Source organism: Rhodococcus sp. NPDC006774 (genome assembly GCF_040636045.1).
Lineage (GTDB): Bacteria > Actinomycetota > Actinomycetes > Mycobacteriales > Mycobacteriaceae > Rhodococcoides.
Map to the genome: position 1 here is coordinate 79,107 of NZ_JBEYIW010000009.1, position 17,595 is coordinate 96,701.

Consider the following 17,595-nt stretch of genomic DNA (forward strand, 5'->3'; position numbering starts at 1 on the left):
GCGCAATGACCGACAAGCTGCCGAGGAGCATTACGACGTCTGCTCTCGTCGCACTCGTGGCGTCCTGCGTCGTGATCTACGTCGGGTTGTTCGACGACTCGATGTCCACGACCCTGCAGGTCGTACTGCTGCTCGTCGGCGTAGTGGTTGCCGGCGCAGCAATCGGCTACACCGTCGCCAAGCTCGGTCGGTCCAGGTAACACTCAGGGCCTACTGAATCCCTCGAGCATCCCCGTGTAGAGCTTGGGCGGTGGGACGGCGAATTCGCCGCGCTTTCCGGTCCGCAGTCCGAGGGTTACGAGGGACTGCACGAACAGTGTTCCCGCGGCAACCCCGTCGACGACGGGTACTCCGACCTCGGCCGAAATGTGTTGGCACAGATCGGCCATGCCTGCGCAGCCGAGCACGACGGCATCGCTGCCGTCCGTCTCGACGGCGACGCGGCACGCCTCGGTGACGATCTTGCGGGCGTCGGGGTCGGTCTCGAGATCGAGGACCGGCATGTCGCACGCATGGATACCGAGGCAATGGCGGCCGAAGCCGTAGTGATGCGCCAGATCCTGTGCCCGGCCGACGGTGCGGCCGAGGGTGGTGACGACACTGAATCCGCGGCCCAGGAAACTCGCGGCGTGCATTGCCGCTTCCGCGATACCGATGACCGGTCCGGACGCGGATTCGCGGGCCGCGTCGATGCCGGGATCGCCGAAGCAGGCGATGACGTAACCGTCGACCCCCGCGGCCTCGCCACTGGCGATCTCGGCGAGAATGCCGGGGACACTGAGGGCTTCGTCGACGTGACTTTCGATGGATACCGGTCCCATCGAGGGACTGACCGCATCGATGACGGTGCCCGGGCCTACTACGGCCCGGGCACAATCACCGATCGTTGCGGTCATCGAACCGGTGGTGTTCGGATTGATGACCTTGATGAGCACGTACGAAATCCTATGCCTTGGCTGGAACGTCGAAGTCGGTGACAGCGAGCTTGGTCTTCGTCGCCAGATAGAAGTACATGACGAAGCCGATGCCGCAGCCGATGAACCAACTGTACTTCGAGGCCGTCGACATTCCGGCGATCTCCATGCCGTCGATTGCCCCGTTGAAGAGCACGGTGAACATGGCTACGAGCGCGCCCACGATTGTGGAGTACACCGCTGCCGGGTTGTAACCCTTCGAGTACCAGTACAACCCGGTCGGCGACATCGAGAACAGTTCGTCGACAACGACTTTCTGCTTGCGGACGAGGTAGTAGTCGGCGATCAGGATGCCGAACAACGGTCCGATGAACGCACCGAGAGTTTCCAGGGTCAGGTGAATGACCTCGGGATTGTTGTACAGGTTCCACGGGGTGATGAGCACCGAGCCGATGGCGGCGATCATGCCGCCGGCACGCCAGCTGATCTTCTGGGGGCTGACGTTGGAGAAGTCGAAGGCCGGCGAGATGAAGTTGGCGACGATGTTGATGCCGATGGTGGCGATCGTGAAGGTCAGGGCACCGAGGACGATCGCGAACGTGCTGTCGATTCGGGCGACGGTCTCGACCGGGTCGGTGATCAGCTCACCGAACACCGGCAGCGTCAGCGAGGCGGTGACGACGACGAGAATCGAGAACACCAGGAAGTTCACCGGCAGGCCGAGGAAGTTGCCCTTCTTCACTGCGGCATAGGACTTGCCGTAGCGCGAGAAGTCGCCGAAGTTGAGCATCGGACCGGAGAAGTACGAGACCACGAGCGCGATGGCGCCGAGCATCACCGGGATCGAGCTCAGACCCGTGTGCTCGACCTCGCCGAGGTTGAGGTCGATCGCGCCCCAGCCGGCTTTCCAGATCAGGTAGCCGCACAGCATGAACATCACGACGTAGACCGCAGGGCCGCAGAAGTCGATGAACTTGCGAATGGACTCCATGCCACGCCAGAAGACCGCGGCCTGGACAACCCAGAGGAACAGGAAGCTCGCCCAGCCGAGCAGGGAGAGTCCGACGAAACCGTAGTCCGCAGTCACCGCGTACGGAGCCAGCGACGGGAACAACTTGATCAGCACGATATCGAGTGCGGCCGAGGCCAGGAATGTCTGAATGCCGTACCAGGCCACCGCGATCAGACCGCGGATGATGGCCGGAATATTGGCACCGAGGACGCCGAAGACGCTGCGGCAGATGACCGGGTACGGAACCCCCGATACCTGGCTGGGCTTGGCGACGAGGTTGCAGAAGAAGTAGACGATCGTGATGCCGACGAGGAGCGCGATCAGCACCTGCCAACTGGCCAACCCGAGCGCGAACAGGCTGCCCGCGGTCACGTACCCACCGACCGAGTGCACATCCGACATCCAGAAGGCGAACAGGTTGTACGAGGTCCAGGTCTGCTTCTTCAGCGGAGCCAGATCCTCGTTGGTCAGCCGCGGGTCGTAGCTGTCCTTGATCAGTCCACCACCGACGGGGTGCCCCGCGGCTTCCACAAGATCTCCCGTTTGGGCGGGACCGTGCGCTGTATCTGTCATCGATGCTCCTGACGGCATGGCGTATGAGGTGAACGAAGGAGATGAATGAGGAAAAGTTAGCGGCGTAGTGTTGCGCGCTCGTGACGTAAGCGATATATCTTTAGCGGATTTTCTATCGCGACTGGTCGGACGGCGGATCGGCGAACAATCCGTGGTCGTTCGACAGTGTCGAAATGACCGAATTGAGACGCGTGTGATGATGCTGCGCGGCGCGCAGTAGACCCGCGGAATCACCGGCCAGGAATGCCGCGAGCATTTCGGCATGATCGCTGTGCAGTGACGCTCTGTCCGACCCGGCGACATGAACCATGGGTTGCACGGGTTCGGTGATGTTCCAGGCGGATTCGAGCATGTGCAGTAACCGGCGCATCCGAGACGGGCGCGTCAGCGACAGGTGGAATTCACGTGAGAGTCGGTGATACTCCCGTGAGTCGTCCTGGGCCAAGGAGGCCTCGAGTTGTCTGTTGACCTCGATGAGGTGTTCGCGGTCGGTATCGGTCGCCAGATCGACCGCGACCGGTAGTGCCGCAGTCTCGAGAACCTCACGCACGATGTACATTTCGCGAAGTTCGGCCGCGGTCAGCTGAGCGACCGTGTAGCCCAGGTTCGGTCGATGATCGACCAAGCCCTCGCCGATGAGTGTCTTGAGGGATTCGCGCACCGGAATTCTGCTCACTCCGAAAAGTTCCGCTACTTCATTGAGTGGAATCGGTGTATTCGGAGGCGCATCGCCGGCAAGAATGACTCGGCGTAACTCTTGTAGAATTGTCGGCTGCGGGCCACCGGGTGCCGATATCGACAATTGCGAGAGCAATATGGATCGGCGACGGGGTGGCACGAATCGAAGATTATCGTCGCAGTGTTTCGGCGGCGTGACGTCCTCGTTCCATCCGATAGCATCTGCACTCATGGCCACGGACCCCCTCGGTACGCAGTACTGGCCGGACATCGACGGGTCTCGGACCCTCGTGGTGCCGGTCGGCTCGACCGAGCAGCACGGTCCGCACCTCCCGCTCGACACCGACACTCGTATCGCAACGGCCGTGGCGCACACCATCGCGGATGCCGTCGTGGCCCCCGCGATCGCGTACGGAGCCAGTGGCGAGCACGAGGGATTTCCCGGCACAGTCTCGATCGGGGCCGCAGCGCTCGAAGCGGTCCTGGTGGAGTACGGGCGCTCCGCGTGCCGTTGGGCCGAGCGGGTGGTCTTCGTCAACGGACACGGAGGTAACGGCCCCACTGTGCGGTCCGCAGTGCTGTTGCTCCGGTACGAGGGACGCGATGTCGTGTGGTTCCCGTGCGCGATACCCGGAGCAGATGCTCACGCCGGTCGCACCGAAACGTCGTTGCTGCTGTACCTTTCGCCCGAGGTGGTGGACATGAGCAAGGCCGAGGTGGGGAACGTGGCCGACATCGCCGACCTGCTCCCGTCGCTTCGCGTCGACGGCATGGCGCCGATCACTCCCAACGGCGTGCTCGGCGATCCCACCGGGGCCGATTCGGAGGAGGGGAGGCGCTTGTTCGAGGCCCTCTGCGTCCGCGCAGGCGATGCAGTGCAGAGATGGAGTCCCTCCGAGCACGGAGTGATCACATGATCGAACACGGTGAAACGCCTGCTGGGGGAGCGGTCGACGATTCCGGAAAAACGGGGCATGGGTATGTTCCGTCCGATTTCACGGGTGGCCGACACTTCGGCGTCCCGTCCGCTTACGATCTCCTGATGGGTGAAGGTCGGTTGCCTGATGGCTTCGGGGTGCGAGTGGATCCACGCGTACGCACATTCTCCGAAGGGCGCGTCCTGATCGGTGGTTCACCGACCCGCATGCTCAAGCTCGCACCGACCGCTGCGGCGATGATCGGCGATGGATTCATCGAAGTGACCGACTCGCAGTCCGCTCTCGTCGCTCGCAAATTGCTCGACTCGGGTGTCGGGAACCCGCGCCCGATGTCGATCCCGTCGCCGTCTGACGTCACCGTCGTCGTACCGCTCAAGAACAACGAGGCGGGGTTGGAGCGGTTGATCGCGGCGCTGCACGGATTGCACGTCATCATCGTCGACGACGGGTCGGACGTCCCGGTCGCAGTGCCGAGGGTCTCGTGGAGTGTGGGCAGCGTGACGGTGCTGCGGCACGAGCACTCGCGCGGACCGGCTGCGGCGCGGAACACTGGCTTGCGTTGTGCCACAACAGATTTCGTTGCGTTTCTTGATTCGGACGTTGTCCCGCGTAAGGGGTGGCTCGAGGTGATGCTGGGCCACTTCTCGGATCCGGCAGTCGCTCTGGTGGCCCCTCGCATCGTCGCACTCGAGTCCGAGGGCAGCGCGCTGGCCCGGTACGAACACGCCCGCTCGTCGCTCGACCTCGGCCGCAGAGAAGCTGCAGTACGCGCGGGCAGCTCGGTGTCGTACGTCCCCAGCGCCGCGATGTTGATGCGTCGGTCGGTGGCGATGGACTGCGACGGATTCGACGAGTCGATGCACGTGGCCGAGGACGTGGACCTGTGCTGGCGATTGCAGGAAGCGGGGTGGCGGCTGCGCTACGAACCCGTCGCCCACGTCGCGCACGAGCATCGCGTCACCTTCGTCGAATGGTTCGCCCGCAAGCTGTTCTACGGGACCGGTGCCACGCCGTTGTCGGCACGTCATCCGGGAATGGTGCCGCCGATCGCGATGTCTCCGTGGACGTTGGTCGCGTGTCTGCTCGCCGCGAGTCTGACGCGAATCGGGCTTGTCGGTGCCGCCGCCACACTGGGCGTGACGATCGTGCGCCTGCGAAAGATGTTCGTCGGTCTGGATCAGCCCACGCGGATCGCGGCCATTCTCGCCGCCGAGGGTTTTGTGGCGGGGTTGTGGCAATTGGCGTCGGCCCTGTGTCGACATTATTGGCCGATCACGCTGCTCGCCGTGTTGCTGTCGAGTCGTATTCGTAGAATTGCGCTGGGATTGGCTGTGGCAGAGGCCTTTTCGGATTGGTACAAGCATCGTGAGCTCGGCGGCCTCGATCCTGTGCGCTATGCGTTCTACAAGCGAGCCGATGACGTCGCCTACGGAGCAGGGCTGTGGCGCGGTGCACTGTCCGCGCGCAGTGTCGACGCGCTCAAGCCACGCCTCGACGGCTGACGTGGTGCGAGCCCGGTCGGCTCCGTCGACGGTGTGAACCCGATCGAGTTCGCCGACGTCATCGTCGTCGGAGGTGGCTCCTGCGGCTGCGTTCTCGCGTCGCGGCTCAGCGAGAATCCCGATCGGTCGGTGCTGTTGCTCGAAGCCGGACCGGCGTTCTCCGGCGTCGACGATGTTCCGGCGGCCTTGCTCGACGCGTCGACGCTTCCCATCGGCCCCGACAGCGAATGGGTGGGAACCTACACGGCCGAACTCGCCTCGGATGTCTCTCGGACGATCGCCCGAGGCCGGGTGCTGGGAGGCTCCGGCGCAGTGAACGGCGGCTACTTCATGCGTGCGACGCCGGGTGACTTCGACGCCTGGCCGCAATCGGTGTGGTCCTTCGATCAAGTGCTGCCCTTCTACATCGGCTCCGAAACCGATCTCGATGCCGGAGCGATCGGGCGGTGGCACGGTTCCCGCGGACCGATACCGGTCTCGCGCACCCCCGCGCAGGACCGACATCCCCTCACGGCGGCATTCGTGCAGGCCGCGACGAACGCGGGATTTCGATTCCACGAGGACATGAACGCTCCCGATGCGGCCGCAGGGGGAGTGGGCAGCGTGCCGTCGAACATCCGCAACGGGATCCGCGTAAGTGCTGCTCTGGCATATCTTCTGCCGGTCGTCGGGCGAAAGAACCTGAGGGTGCAAGGGAATACGACGGTGGCGTCGTTGATGTTCAAGGGAAACAGGGTGATCGGGGTCGAGATCATCGCCGACGGCGTACGCCGTGTCGTCGAGTCCGACACCGTTGTCCTCTCGGCCGGCGCGGTGCACACCCCCGCGTTGCTGCTTCGATCCGGCGTGGGACCGTCGGAAGGCTCTGCTGCGCTTGGCGTTCCGGTGATCGCCGACAGTCCGGGAGTCGGCCGAGGTTTCAGCGATCATCCCGAGGTTGCCGTCCCCGTCGCCATGGCGAACGAATTCTCGACGGTATCCCCGGTTCTGGAAGCGGTGCTGCATGCGGGCGACGTGGAGATCAGGCCGTACACGAGGAGATTCGATCGACTGATCTCCGGTCTTCCACCTGGGCCCCACGTGTTCGGTGTCGGCCTCATGCGCTCCACGGCACGAGGCAGCATCGCGCTGCGCAGCACCGATCCGTTCGAGGCCCCGGACGTGAGATACCGCTATCTCGAATCGGCGGGCGACCGGCGAGCGATGCGAGGTGGCGTCGAACTGGCGCGAGATCTGCTCGCATCGCCGTCCATGGCCTGCCGGGTCGAGGTCCCCGCGAGCGACGACCCTCTCGCGGCACTCGGTACGTCGCTGCACCTGTCCGGCAGTGCCAGGATGGGACCCGAGTCCGACCCCGGTTCGGTGCTCGACGACCACTGCCGTGTGCGCGGAGTGGACGGTGTCCTCGTCGTCGACACGTCGGCTTTTCCGGTGGTGCCCAGCCGTGGCCCGCATGCGACGGCCATCATGTTCGCAGAACGCGCCGCTGCGTTGATGGGAGTGGAGCCGGCGGGATGACTGGTGACCGTTGCACACCACGGGGTGCGCGTCGAGGCGTAGCGTTCGTGGTCTGGGGACCGTTCAGGTTCCCCAATAGATGGGTTACTGCCATGTCGGACAAATCGCCCCGCAACACGATGACCAAGAAATCCGGCAAATCTCTCAAGGACAAGCGCGCGGACAAGCGGGCCAAGTCGAGTGGTGACACCAGCAACGACATCATCACCTCGGCCGTCAAGAAGAAGTAGGCACTCGGGGTCGGCGCGACCGGCCACGGCCGCGCGCGTCGACCACGGCTGTATCCTTGCTTGTGAGCTGGGTTACAGCGATGTGGACAGGTCACGGAGGAAGCGTCGAATGGCAAGCCGATCGGACAGTGGTGGCAACCCCTGGGTCGCAGTGCGCCCCGGCGAGGACATCGCTGTGCTCGCACGCCAGATGTCCAGTGCCCATCAATCTTTCGTCGACGATGTTCGCACCCACGGTTCGACCGTCAGGTCCGTCGTGCTCGATTCGTGGATGCGCAGTCGGACCAAGGGCGTCGATCCCGACGGCGGCAACGACACTCCGGCACTGACCGGTGCGGACCTCGAGCGCTACCGCAACGGGCATCCGATGGCCATCATCCGTCCGGTCATCCGCAAGCTGCTGGTCGAGGACGCGTCGGACACCGGTCTGCTCGTCGCCATCTCCGATGCCGAGGGACGCCTGCTGTGGGTCGAGGGTGATTCCGCGGCCAAGGACCGCGCGCTCACGATGGACTTCGCCGAGGGGGTCGATTGGAGCGAGGAGAGCAAAGGCACCAATGCCCCCGGTACTGCGCTCGCCGTCGACCACAGCGTGCAGATCTTCGCGTCCGAGCACTTCTCTCGGTCGGTGCACGAGTGGAGCTGCTCGGCGGCACCGGTTCACCACCCCACCAGCGGCCACATCCTGGGCGCCATCGATATCACCGGTGGCCCGCGCGTTGCGGTGCCCGAGGTGCTCTCGTTGGTGCGCGCCACCGTCGCCGCCGCCGAATCCGAGCTACGCCTGCATCTGATGAATTCTCCGAAATCTTTGGGCGACACAGCTCCTCGGCTCGAGGTTCTCGGATCGGGACGGCCGGGTGTGGTGCGCGGTTCCGGCCGGATACCGCTCTCTCAGCGACACGCGGAGATCCTGCTTCTGCTCGGTGAGCATCCCGAAGGCCTCAGCTCCGACCACCTCGCCGTGCTGCTCGACGAGCAGGAGCTCGACTCCGTGACGATTCGCGCCGAGATGTCGAGATTGCGTAAGGCATTCGGGACCGCAGGCCTGGCGTCGCGGCCCTACCGTCTGGTCGGCGAGCTGTCCTCGGACGTCGGCGACATCAGGCGTGCCCTCGACCGCGGCGACGTCGACGCTGCGCTCCGTATCTACTCGGGCCCGGTGCTTCCCGGATCGTCCGCACCCGGCATCGAGGAGATCCGCGAGGAACTGCGGTCCCGGATGCAGGCAGCACTGCTCCGGCTCGGAGATCCGGTGCTGCTGGCGCAGTGGACATCGTCCATTCACGGTCGCTCGGACGTGATCGCGTGGGAGGCGTACAGGGCCACCCTGAGCAGCGATTCCGCACTCTACGGGCAGGTCAGTGCGCGCATCGATCTACTCGACCGCGAACTCGGAATCTGACCGTATCGCCACTGTCGGTACCTCCGGCAGGTGCAGCGACACAGATGCCGTCGCATCGGCAACGTAGTTGCAACGTTGCAACCCCTAGTGTCCTGAATCACACACCGCATCAACTGTGAAGCACGTGTCGATCAGGAGGATTTTCAATGTCCGTCTACGCCCGTCCAGGTACCGCCGATTCCGTCATGTCGTTCCAGTCGCGCTACGACAACTGGATCGGTGGCGAGTGGGTACCGCCGGTCAAGGGTCAGTACTTCGAGAACCCGACTCCCGTCACCGGTGAGAACTTCTGCGAGGTCGCCCGCTCCACGTCCGAGGACATCGAGCTCGCGCTCGATGCCGCACACGCCGCGGCCCCCGCATGGGGCAAGACCTCCGCTGCCGAGCGCGCCGTGATTCTGAACAAGATCGCCGACCGTATCGCCGAGAACCTCGAGTCCATCGCACTGGCGGAGTCCTGGGACAACGGCAAGCCGATCCGCGAAACCCTCAATGCCGACATTCCGCTCGCCGTCGATCACTTCCGCTACTTCGCCGGTTGCATCCGCGCGCAGGAGGGGTCGCTGTCCGAAATCGACAGCGACACAGTGGCATACCACTTCCACGAGCCGCTCGGTGTCGTCGGGCAGATCATCCCGTGGAACTTCCCGGTCCTCATGGCCGTGTGGAAGCTCGCGCCCGCTCTGGCCGCGGGTAACGCAGTGGTGCTCAAGCCCGCCGAGCAGACTCCCGCGTCGATCCTGCACCTGATCTCGATCATCGGCGACCTTCTTCCCCCCGGTGTCATCAACATCGTCAACGGATTCGGAGTCGAGGCAGGCAAGCCGTTGGCGTCGAGCCCGCGGATCGCCAAGATTGCGTTCACCGGTGAGACCACAACCGGCCGCCTGATCATGCAGTACGCGTCGCAGAACCTGATTCCGGTGACCCTCGAGCTCGGTGGCAAGAGCCCCAACGTCTTCTTCTCCGACGTGCTGCAGGCCAACGACGACTACCAGGACAAGGCGTTGGAGGGCTTCACGATGTTCGCCCTCAACCAGGGTGAAGTGTGCACCTGCCCGTCGCGCTCGCTGATCCAGGCGGACATCTTCGACGAGTTCCTCGCCCTCGCAGCCATCCGCACCAAGGCTGTGCGACAGGGAGATCCGCTCGACACCGAGACCATGATCGGCGCGCAGGCATCGAACGATCAGCTCGAGAAGATCCTCTCGTACATCGAGATCGGCAAGGGCGAGGGCGCACAGGTCGTCACCGGTGGCGAGCGCGCCCAGCTCGGCGGCGACCTCAACGGCGGCTACTACGTGCAGCCGACGATCTTCACCGGCAAGAACAACATGCGCATCTTCCAGGAAGAGATCTTCGGGCCGGTCGTGTCGGTGACGTCGTTCAAGGACTACGACGACGCGATCGACATCGCCAACGACACCCTCTACGGCCTCGGCGCAGGCGTCTGGTCTCGTGACGGTGGCGTCGCCTACCGCGCCGGACGTGACATCAAGGCCGGTCGCGTGTGGACCAACACGTACCACCAGTACCCCGCGCACGCCGCGTTCGGTGGCTACAAGCAGTCCGGTATCGGCCGCGAGAACCACAAGATGATGCTCGATCACTACCAGCAGACCAAGAACCTGTTGGTGAGCTACGCGCAGAAGGCACAGGGCTTCTTCTGATGAACAGCCCTCGGCCGCCCGCGCGGCTGAAGACAACCGTCGAGGCGATGGACCTGCTCCGTCGCCTCGGCGGTATCCACGGCGAACTGATGATGCATCAGTCCGGTGGATGCTGTGACGGGTCGTCGCCGATGTGTTACCCCGCAGGGGAATTCATCGTCGGCGATCGGGATGTTCTCCTCGGGTACATCGACCTCCGGCTCGGGGTGGGCGAGATCCCGCCCGACCTCCCCAGTGGGACCGATGGTGTGCCGGTGTGGATTTCGGGATCGCAGTTCCAGGCGTGGAAGCACACTCAACTGGTACTCGACGTGGTTCCCGGCCGCGGCGGTGGCTTCTCGCTCGAATCGCCCGAGGGAGTGCGCTTCCTCAGTCGCGGGCGGGCCTACACGGACGAGGAGAACGACATCCTCGCCGAGCATCCGCCGCTCGTCGGCGTCGACTGGGAAGAAGGTCGACGGCCCGAAGTTCCCGACGATCCGTTGGTGGTCGCCGAGGCCGTCGACGCATGTCCCGTCCCGGGGATGCTCCAGGGCTGAGTGCCTCCGGCAGTGGTGCGGCTCCGCTTCTGGGTCGTTCCGCGGGCTCCACTCCCGTGTGCCGCAGGCGGCACTCGACCGCACCACTGCGTGGAGCGCATACAGTGCGAAAGATGAAGAGCGCACCGAAGTCCGACGCGGCCGAGGGCGGCGAGAGCCTACGTACCGTGATCATCGCTTTCGTCGCCAATCTCGGCGTCGCGATTGCCAAGACGTTTGCCGCGGTGTTCACCGGATCTGCATCGATGGTCGCCGAAGCAGCGCACTCGTGGGCCGACACCGGCAACGAGATCTTCTTGCTCGTCGCCAATCGTCGGGGATCGCGCGGACCGGACGATCGTCGGCCGCTCGGCTACGGACGCGAAACGTACTTCTGGTCGACGCTCGCGGCGATCGGACTGTTCGTCGCCGGTGCGGCCGTCTCGGTGTGGCACGGCATCACCTCGTTGTTCGCCGGTGAATCGAGCAGCGAGAACTACCTGGTGGCCTATGTCGTGCTCGCCATCGCGTTCCTGCTCGAGGGCGTGTCGTTTCTGCAATCGGTGCGTCAGATCCGCGGCGAGGCCGCCGAGTACGACCGGGACTTTCTCGACTACGCACTCGAGACCTCGGACCCGACGCTGCGTGCAGTTTTCGCGGAGGACAGTGCCGCACTGATCGGCATCGTCATCGCCGGTGCCGGAATCGGTCTGCATCAGCTCACCGGATCGGCGGCGTTCGACGCCATCGGCTCCATCCTGGTGGGTGTACTGCTCGGAATCGTCGCGTTCGTTCTGATCGATCGAAACCGCCGATTCCTCACCGGCGAACCGGGATCGAGAGCATTATGGAACGCGGTGGTGCAGAGGATCGAAGAACTTCCGGACGTGGCGTCGGTCAGGTTCGTTCGCATCGAGTTCGTCGGTCCCAAACAGCTCTACGTGGTGGCGAGTGTCGATCTCGTCGGTGATTTCGCAGAATCACGCATCGCGCACACGCTCCGGCGGCTGGAGCGTGAGTTGGAAACCAACAGAGCTGTGGTGGACGCAGTACTGACAGTCGCCGAACCGGACGAGGGAGACATCGGCGACGTCAACGCCGTCGGGTACCAGCCGTAATTCGCCCGTCATTCATCGATGACGCGCCGCTTACATCACGGGCCTATCTTGAACCGATTCGCGCGCCACACGTGTTGTGAATCGACCCCCTCGGGCGTGACCCCGCTCCGAGCGAACTGGTGACGAGAGGCTTGCAATGTCCGTAGTAGACCCCCAGTCGTCTCATCCGAAAGCAGGCTCCCACGAGAGCACTCAGTCGCACGTCGAGGGCGGTGACTACCTGGCCAAGCGAACTCTGAAGAAGGGGACGGCCGGCTGGGTCCTGCTGGCGGGCCTCGGAGTCAGCTACGTCATCTCCGGCGACTACTCCGGATGGAACCTCGGTCTCGCCGAGGGTGGCTTCGGGGGTCTGCTCATCGCGGCGATCATCATCGCGGGGATGTACCTGGCCATGGTCCTCGGTATGGCCGAGATGTCGTCGGCGCTGCCCGCAGCAGGCGGTGGCTACACCTTCGCCCGCCGCGCTCTCGGACCGTGGGGCGGATTCGCCACCGGCACAGCGATTCTCATCGAGTATGCCATTGCTCCCGCCGCCATCGCGACGTTCATCGGTGCCTACGTCGAATCCCTCGGGCTGTTCGGCATCACCGACGGGTGGTGGGTCTACCTGGTGGTCTATGCGGTGTTCATCGGAATCCACCTCTCCGGCGCAGGCGAAGCCCTCAAGATCATGTTCGTCATCACCGCGATCGCCTTGGTCGGACTCATCGTCTTCGCCATCGCCGCCATCGGACAGTTCGACGCGAGCAACCTGACCGACATCGCGCCGACCGACGCAGCCGGAGCTTCGGGATTCCTGCCGTTCGGCTACCTCGGCATCTGGGCTGCCGTCCCGTTCGCCATCTGGTTCTTCCTCGCGATCGAAGGTGTTCCGCTGGCCGCAGAAGAGGCCAAGGATCCGACCAAGAACGTCCCGCGCGGCATCATCGCCGCCATGGGCGTGCTGCTCGTCACCGGTGCCGTCGTGCTGTTCCTGGTGACCGGCGCAGGCGGTGCCGACGCCGTCAAGGAATCGGGAAACCCGTTGGTGGAAGCCCTCGGTGACGGAACCGCCAGCAAGATCGTCAACTACATCGGCCTGGCCGGACTGATCGCGTCCTTCTTCTCGATCATGTACGCGTACTCGCGTCAGCTCTTTGCGCTCTCGCGTGCCGGGTACCTGCCGAAGACACTGTCCATCACCAACTCTCGCAAGGCCCCGACGCTCGCCTTGATCGTCCCTGGCGTCATCGGCTTCCTGCTCTCGCTGACCGGTCAGGGCGGAATGTTGCTCAACATGGCCGTGTTCGGCGCGGCGCTGAGCTACGTTCTGATGATGGTCAGCCACATCGTGCTCCGACGCAACGAGCCGAACATGGAACGCCCGTACCGAACCCCCGGCGGCGTCGTGACCACCGGATTCGCATTGATCATCGCGGCGCTCGCCGTGGTGGCCACGTTCGTCGTCGATTCCACGGCCGCGCTGTGGTGCCTGGGAGTGTTCGTCGCGTTCATGGCCTACTTCGGCATCTACAGCAGGCATCATCTGGTCGCGAACTCGCCGGATGAGGAGTTCGCCGCTCTGGCCGAGGCCGAGGCCGAGCTGGAATGACGATCTACACCCAGCAGGTCTCGGGCACCACCTACACGTTCGACGGTCTGGTGGACTTGATGGCCAAGGCGACGCCGCTTCGATCGGGTGACGAATTGGCCGGCTGCGCAGCCGAATCGGATGCCGAGCGCGCGGCAGCGCAGTGGGCGTTGTCGGAGGTCTCGCTCGATGTCTTCCTGCACGATCTGCTCGTCCCGTACGAAACCGACGAGGTCACCCGCCTCATCATCGATTCACACGACCGCATTGCCTTCGGGGCCGTCTCGCACCTGACCGTCGGAGGTCTACGGGACTGGCTGCTCCAGGTCACCGCGAAGCCGGACGCGGCGGCGACGTTGCGGTCGGTGGCCGCCGGACTGACTCCCGAGATGGTGGCAGCGGTCAGCAAGATCATGCGCAACCAGGATCTGATCGCAGTGTCGAGAGCCGTGCAGGTGACGTCGGCGTTCCGTACGACGATCGGGCTACCCGGAACGCTCACCACGCGTCTGCAGCCCAACCACCCGACGGACGATCCGCGCGGAATCGCCGCGGCCACGCTCGACGGGTTGCTGCTTGGATCCGGCGACGCGGTCATCGGGATCAACCCGGCGACCGACTCACCTCAGGCGACGGCCGAACTGCTGCACCTGCTGGACGAAATCCGCCAGCGCTTCGAGATCCCCACTCAATCGTGCGTGCTCTCGCACGTGACGACGACGATGGAACTGATCGACAAGGGCGTTCCGGTCGATCTGGTGTTCCAGTCCATCGCGGGCACCGAAGGAGCCAATTCGAGCTTCGGCGTGAACATTCCACTGCTACGCGAGGCCAACGAGGCCGGCCGATCGCTGCACCGCGGAACCGTCGGGAACAACGTCATGTATCTCGAAACGGGCCAGGGCTCGGCGTTGTCGGCGGGCGCGCACATCGGCACCGGTGACCGACCCGTCGATCAACAGACCTTGGAAACGAGGGCGTACGCGGTTGCCCGCGATCTCGAGCCGCTGCTGATCAACACCGTCGTCGGATTCATCGGGCCCGAGTACCTGTACGACGGTAAGCAGATCATCAGGGCCGGCCTGGAAGATCACTTCTGCGGCAAGCTGCTGGGGCTGCCGATGGGAGTGGACGTCTGCTACACCAACCATGCCGAGGCCGACCAGGACGACATGGACACCCTGCTGACGCTCCTCGGCACCGCCGGGGTCGCGTTCGTCATCGCGGTGCCGGGTGCCGACGACGTCATGCTCGGATACCAGTCGTTGAGCTTTCACGACGTGCTCTACGTTCGGCAGGTTCTCGGTCTGCGACCGGCACCGGAATTCGAGTCGTGGCTCTCCCGATTGGGCATGGTGGACGCCGACGGCAGAGTCCTCGACGTCGATGCCGCGGGATCGCCACTTCGAGCGTTGATGAGTGCGCGATGACAGACCCATCGGGCGCAGTGCCCGCGGAACGGCAGGAAGTGGCAGGAGTGGAGCCTGCGGAAAGACCGGAAGGCGAGTTCTGGGGCGAGTTGCGCGCGATGACGCAGGCTCGAATCGGATTGGGGCGCATCGGTGATTCGTTGCCGACCACGCGGGTGCTCGAGTTTCGCTCGGCGCACGCTGCGGCGCGGGATGCGGTGCACATGCCGCTCGAGGTCGAGGACTTCGTGGGCCGGGTGGAGCAGGTCGGTCTCGGTGCACCGTCGGTGGTGACGTCGTTGGCGACGAGTCGCGCGGAGTATCTGCGACGGCCCGATCTGGGTCGGCAACCGAAAGATCTGTCGGACGTGAAGAATTCCGAGGACGAGATCGGAATCGTGTTGAGCGACGGGTTGTCCCCGCGCGCACTCGCCGATCACGGTGTGCCGATGCTGGAGGCGTTGAAAGCCGAACTGGCCGATCGCTATTCGATAGCGGCCCCGGTCGTTGCGACCGAGGCACGGGTGGCGCTGGGTGATCACATCGCCGCGGCGATGGGTGTGCGGACGGTGCTGGTGCTGATCGGGGAGCGTCCGGGATTGTCCGTCGCCGACAGTCTCGGTATCTATCTGACGCATCTGCCGAAACCCGGGTGCACCGACGCCGATCGCAACTGCATCTCCAACATCCATCCGCCGGAAGGTCAGGGGTATGCGCAGTCGGCACGAATCGTGGCCGGTCTGTTGGCCGGTGCCAGGAAGCTCGGGCGGTCGGGCGTGGCGTTGAAGGACACCTCGCGAGCCGACGTGCTCGAGGCGACCGAGGCCCTCACCCTGGAGTGACATCACCCCTATCCGGGGGTGGCCGAGGGTGACGGCGGTCACTACCGTGGGGTGTATGGACAGTTATTCTTCCGGTGCGTCCGACACCGCGGTGCTGGACGACACGATCGGCGCAAATCTGGATCGAACTGCGGCGCGGTACTCGGATCGTGATGCGTTGATCGATGTTGCGTCCGGGCGGAGGTGGACCTACTCGGAGTTCGTCGCCGACGTCGATCTGTTGGCGGCCGGATTGCTCGTGGCCGGAGTCGAGGTGGGTGACCGCGTCGGGATGTGGGCACCGAACTGCCCGGAATGGGTTCTGGCGCAGTACGCGACGGCCAAGATCGGTGCCGTGTTGGTCAACATCAATCCCGCGTATCGCTCGCACGAGCTGCAGTTCGTACTGAAGCAGGCCGGGGTGTCGGTGTTGTTGTCGGCCACGGAGTTCAAGGGATCGAACTACGCGGCGATGATCGACGACGTGCGCCCCGAGGTGGAATCCCTGCGTGAGGTGCTGTTCATCGGGAGCATCCAGTGGGAGGCGATGACCGATCGCGGGCATCGAGCGTTGGCGAAGACTCCGCACATGATCACCGATGTGTCCGAGCGGCTCGGTGCCGACGATGCCATCAACATCCAGTACACCTCGGGGACAACGGGTTTCCCCAAGGGCGCGACGCTCAGTCATCGCAACATCCTCAACAACGGTTTCTTCGTCGGCGAGCTCTGCCATTACACCGCCGAGGACCGCGTGTGCATTCCGGTGCCCTTCTACCACTGCTTCGGCATGGTGATGGGCAATCTCGCGTGCACGTCCCACGGCGCAGCAATGGTGATTCCCGGTCCCTCGTTCGATCCGGTGGCGACGTTGACGGCCGTCGCCGCGGAGAAGTGCACGTCGCTCTACGGAGTCCCGACGATGTTCATCGCCGAACTGGCACTGGAGAACTTCGAGAGTTTCGACCTCGGCAGTCTGCGTACCGGCATCATGGCCGGATCACCGTGCCCCACCGAGGTGATGAAGCAGGTCATCGAGCGGATGGGGATGGCCGAGGTGTCGATCTGCTACGGCATGACCGAGACGTCGCCGGTGTCCCTGCAGACGCGGAGCGAGGACTCCATCGAGCAGCGGGTGTCGACCGTCGGACGCGTCGGTCCGCACCTCGAGGTCAAGATCGTCGACCCGATCGAGGGCAGCACACTGCCGCGCGGCGAGGCGGGCGAGCTGTGCACCCGCGGCTATTCGGTGATGCTCGGCTATTGGGAGCAGCCGGAGAAGACCGCCGAGGCCATCGACGACGAGGGGTGGATGCACACCGGCGACATCGGGGTGATGGACGACAACGGCTACGTGGCGATCACCGGGCGGATCAAGGACATGGTGATTCGCGGCGGCGAGAACATCTATCCCCGCGAAGTCGAGGAGTTCCTGTACACCCACCCCGATGTCCTCGACGCACAGGTCATCGGTGTGCCCGATCCGAAGTACGGCGAGGAGCTGATGGTGTGGATCAGGATGAAAGACGATGCCACGCCCCTCGATTCGGCGGCGATACGGTCTTTCTGTGACGGACGGCTGGCGCACTACAAGATCCCGCGGTACGTGCACGTGGTCGACGAGTTCCCGATGACGGTCACCGGCAAGGTGCGCAAGGTCGAGATGCGCGAGCGATCGCTCGGTCTGATCGAACAGCTGCCGTTCGGCTGACATACTCG

At 64.4% G+C, this 17,595-nt stretch carries 16 protein-coding genes; 13 read left to right on the forward strand and 3 right to left on the reverse strand.

What is annotated here, in order from left to right:
• The first annotated feature begins 5 nt into the window (after nucleotides 1-5).
• Complete coding sequence (locus ABZ677_RS15615) at nucleotides 6-200, forward strand: hypothetical protein (protein ID WP_358370782.1); 195 nt, start codon at nucleotides 6-8, stop codon at nucleotides 198-200.
• A 3-nt stretch (nucleotides 201-203) separates the two neighbouring features.
• On the opposite strand, the gene ABZ677_RS15620 is transcribed toward ABZ677_RS15615, so the two are convergent.
• The 3 genes from ABZ677_RS15620 to ABZ677_RS15630 form a co-directional block, all read right to left on the reverse strand.
• The gene (locus ABZ677_RS15620; RefSeq protein ID WP_358370785.1) at nucleotides 204-935 is read right to left on the reverse strand and encodes an aspartate/glutamate racemase family protein; all 732 of its coding nucleotides are present in this window, start codon (nucleotides 933-935) and stop codon (nucleotides 204-206) included.
• Between the two features lie 10 nt (nucleotides 936-945).
• Nucleotides 946-2,499, reverse strand: a complete 1,554-nt coding sequence (locus tag ABZ677_RS15625) for an NCS1 family nucleobase:cation symporter-1 (RefSeq protein WP_094633672.1) — start codon at nucleotides 2,497-2,499, stop codon at nucleotides 946-948.
• 112 nt (nucleotides 2,500-2,611) lie between these two features.
• Nucleotides 2,612-3,337, reverse strand: coding sequence for a GntR family transcriptional regulator (locus ABZ677_RS15630; protein ID WP_358370788.1), 726 nt, complete (start codon nucleotides 3,335-3,337; stop codon nucleotides 2,612-2,614).
• A gap of 70 nt (nucleotides 3,338-3,407) precedes the next feature.
• Here ABZ677_RS15630 and mftE point away from each other — a divergent pair, with 70 nt between their 5' ends.
• From mftE to ABZ677_RS15690, 12 genes are all read left to right on the forward strand, one after another.
• The gene (gene mftE / locus ABZ677_RS15635) at nucleotides 3,408-4,094 is read left to right on the forward strand and encodes a mycofactocin biosynthesis peptidyl-dipeptidase MftE (protein WP_358370791.1); all 687 of its coding nucleotides are present in this window, start codon (nucleotides 3,408-3,410) and stop codon (nucleotides 4,092-4,094) included.
• 125 nt (nucleotides 4,095-4,219) lie between these two features.
• Nucleotides 4,220-5,617 carry a mycofactocin biosynthesis glycosyltransferase MftF gene (mftF, locus tag ABZ677_RS15640; RefSeq protein WP_094739607.1) on the forward strand — a complete coding sequence of 466 codons (1,398 nt, stop codon included), beginning with the start codon at nucleotides 4,220-4,222 and terminating at the stop codon, nucleotides 5,615-5,617.
• Between the two features lie 33 nt (nucleotides 5,618-5,650).
• Nucleotides 5,651-7,135: a mycofactocin system GMC family oxidoreductase MftG gene (mftG, locus tag ABZ677_RS15645; RefSeq protein ID WP_358370795.1), complete on the forward strand. Its 1,485-nt coding sequence runs from the start codon at nucleotides 5,651-5,653 to the stop codon at nucleotides 7,133-7,135.
• Nucleotides 7,136-7,227: 92 nt separating this feature from the next.
• Nucleotides 7,228-7,365 (forward strand): hypothetical protein, encoded by a 138-nt coding sequence (locus tag ABZ677_RS15650; protein ID WP_167326762.1) that lies wholly within the window; start codon nucleotides 7,228-7,230, stop codon nucleotides 7,363-7,365.
• A 109-nt stretch (nucleotides 7,366-7,474) separates the two neighbouring features.
• Nucleotides 7,475-8,770: a transcriptional regulator gene (locus tag ABZ677_RS15655; RefSeq protein ID WP_037188366.1), complete on the forward strand. Its 1,296-nt coding sequence runs from the start codon at nucleotides 7,475-7,477 to the stop codon at nucleotides 8,768-8,770.
• Between the two features lie 146 nt (nucleotides 8,771-8,916).
• The gene (locus ABZ677_RS15660; protein ID WP_358370798.1) at nucleotides 8,917-10,440 is read left to right on the forward strand and encodes an aldehyde dehydrogenase family protein; all 1,524 of its coding nucleotides are present in this window, start codon (nucleotides 8,917-8,919) and stop codon (nucleotides 10,438-10,440) included.
• Entirely contained in the window at nucleotides 10,440-10,979 is a 540-nt protein-coding gene (locus ABZ677_RS15665) for a DUF779 domain-containing protein (RefSeq protein WP_052047381.1), read from the forward strand. The genes ABZ677_RS15660 and ABZ677_RS15665 overlap by 1 nt, the downstream gene beginning before the upstream one ends.
• Before the next feature lie 113 nt (nucleotides 10,980-11,092).
• Nucleotides 11,093-12,076: a cation transporter gene (locus tag ABZ677_RS15670; protein ID WP_037188358.1), complete on the forward strand. Its 984-nt coding sequence runs from the start codon at nucleotides 11,093-11,095 to the stop codon at nucleotides 12,074-12,076.
• Between the two features lie 136 nt (nucleotides 12,077-12,212).
• Entirely contained in the window at nucleotides 12,213-13,667 is a 1,455-nt protein-coding gene (eat, locus tag ABZ677_RS15675) for an ethanolamine permease (RefSeq protein WP_037188356.1), read from the forward strand.
• Entirely contained in the window at nucleotides 13,664-15,076 is a 1,413-nt protein-coding gene (locus ABZ677_RS15680) for an ethanolamine ammonia-lyase subunit EutB (protein WP_358370803.1), read from the forward strand. Before eat ends, ABZ677_RS15680 begins: the two co-directional genes overlap by 4 nt.
• Nucleotides 15,073-15,897, forward strand: a complete 825-nt coding sequence (gene eutC / locus ABZ677_RS15685; RefSeq protein ID WP_358370806.1) for an ethanolamine ammonia-lyase subunit EutC — start codon at nucleotides 15,073-15,075, stop codon at nucleotides 15,895-15,897. The genes ABZ677_RS15680 and eutC overlap by 4 nt, the downstream gene beginning before the upstream one ends.
• A gap of 55 nt (nucleotides 15,898-15,952) precedes the next feature.
• Nucleotides 15,953-17,587 (forward strand): AMP-binding protein, encoded by a 1,635-nt coding sequence (locus ABZ677_RS15690; RefSeq protein ID WP_358370809.1) that lies wholly within the window; start codon nucleotides 15,953-15,955, stop codon nucleotides 17,585-17,587.
• Nucleotides 17,588-17,595 lie beyond the last annotated feature (8 nt).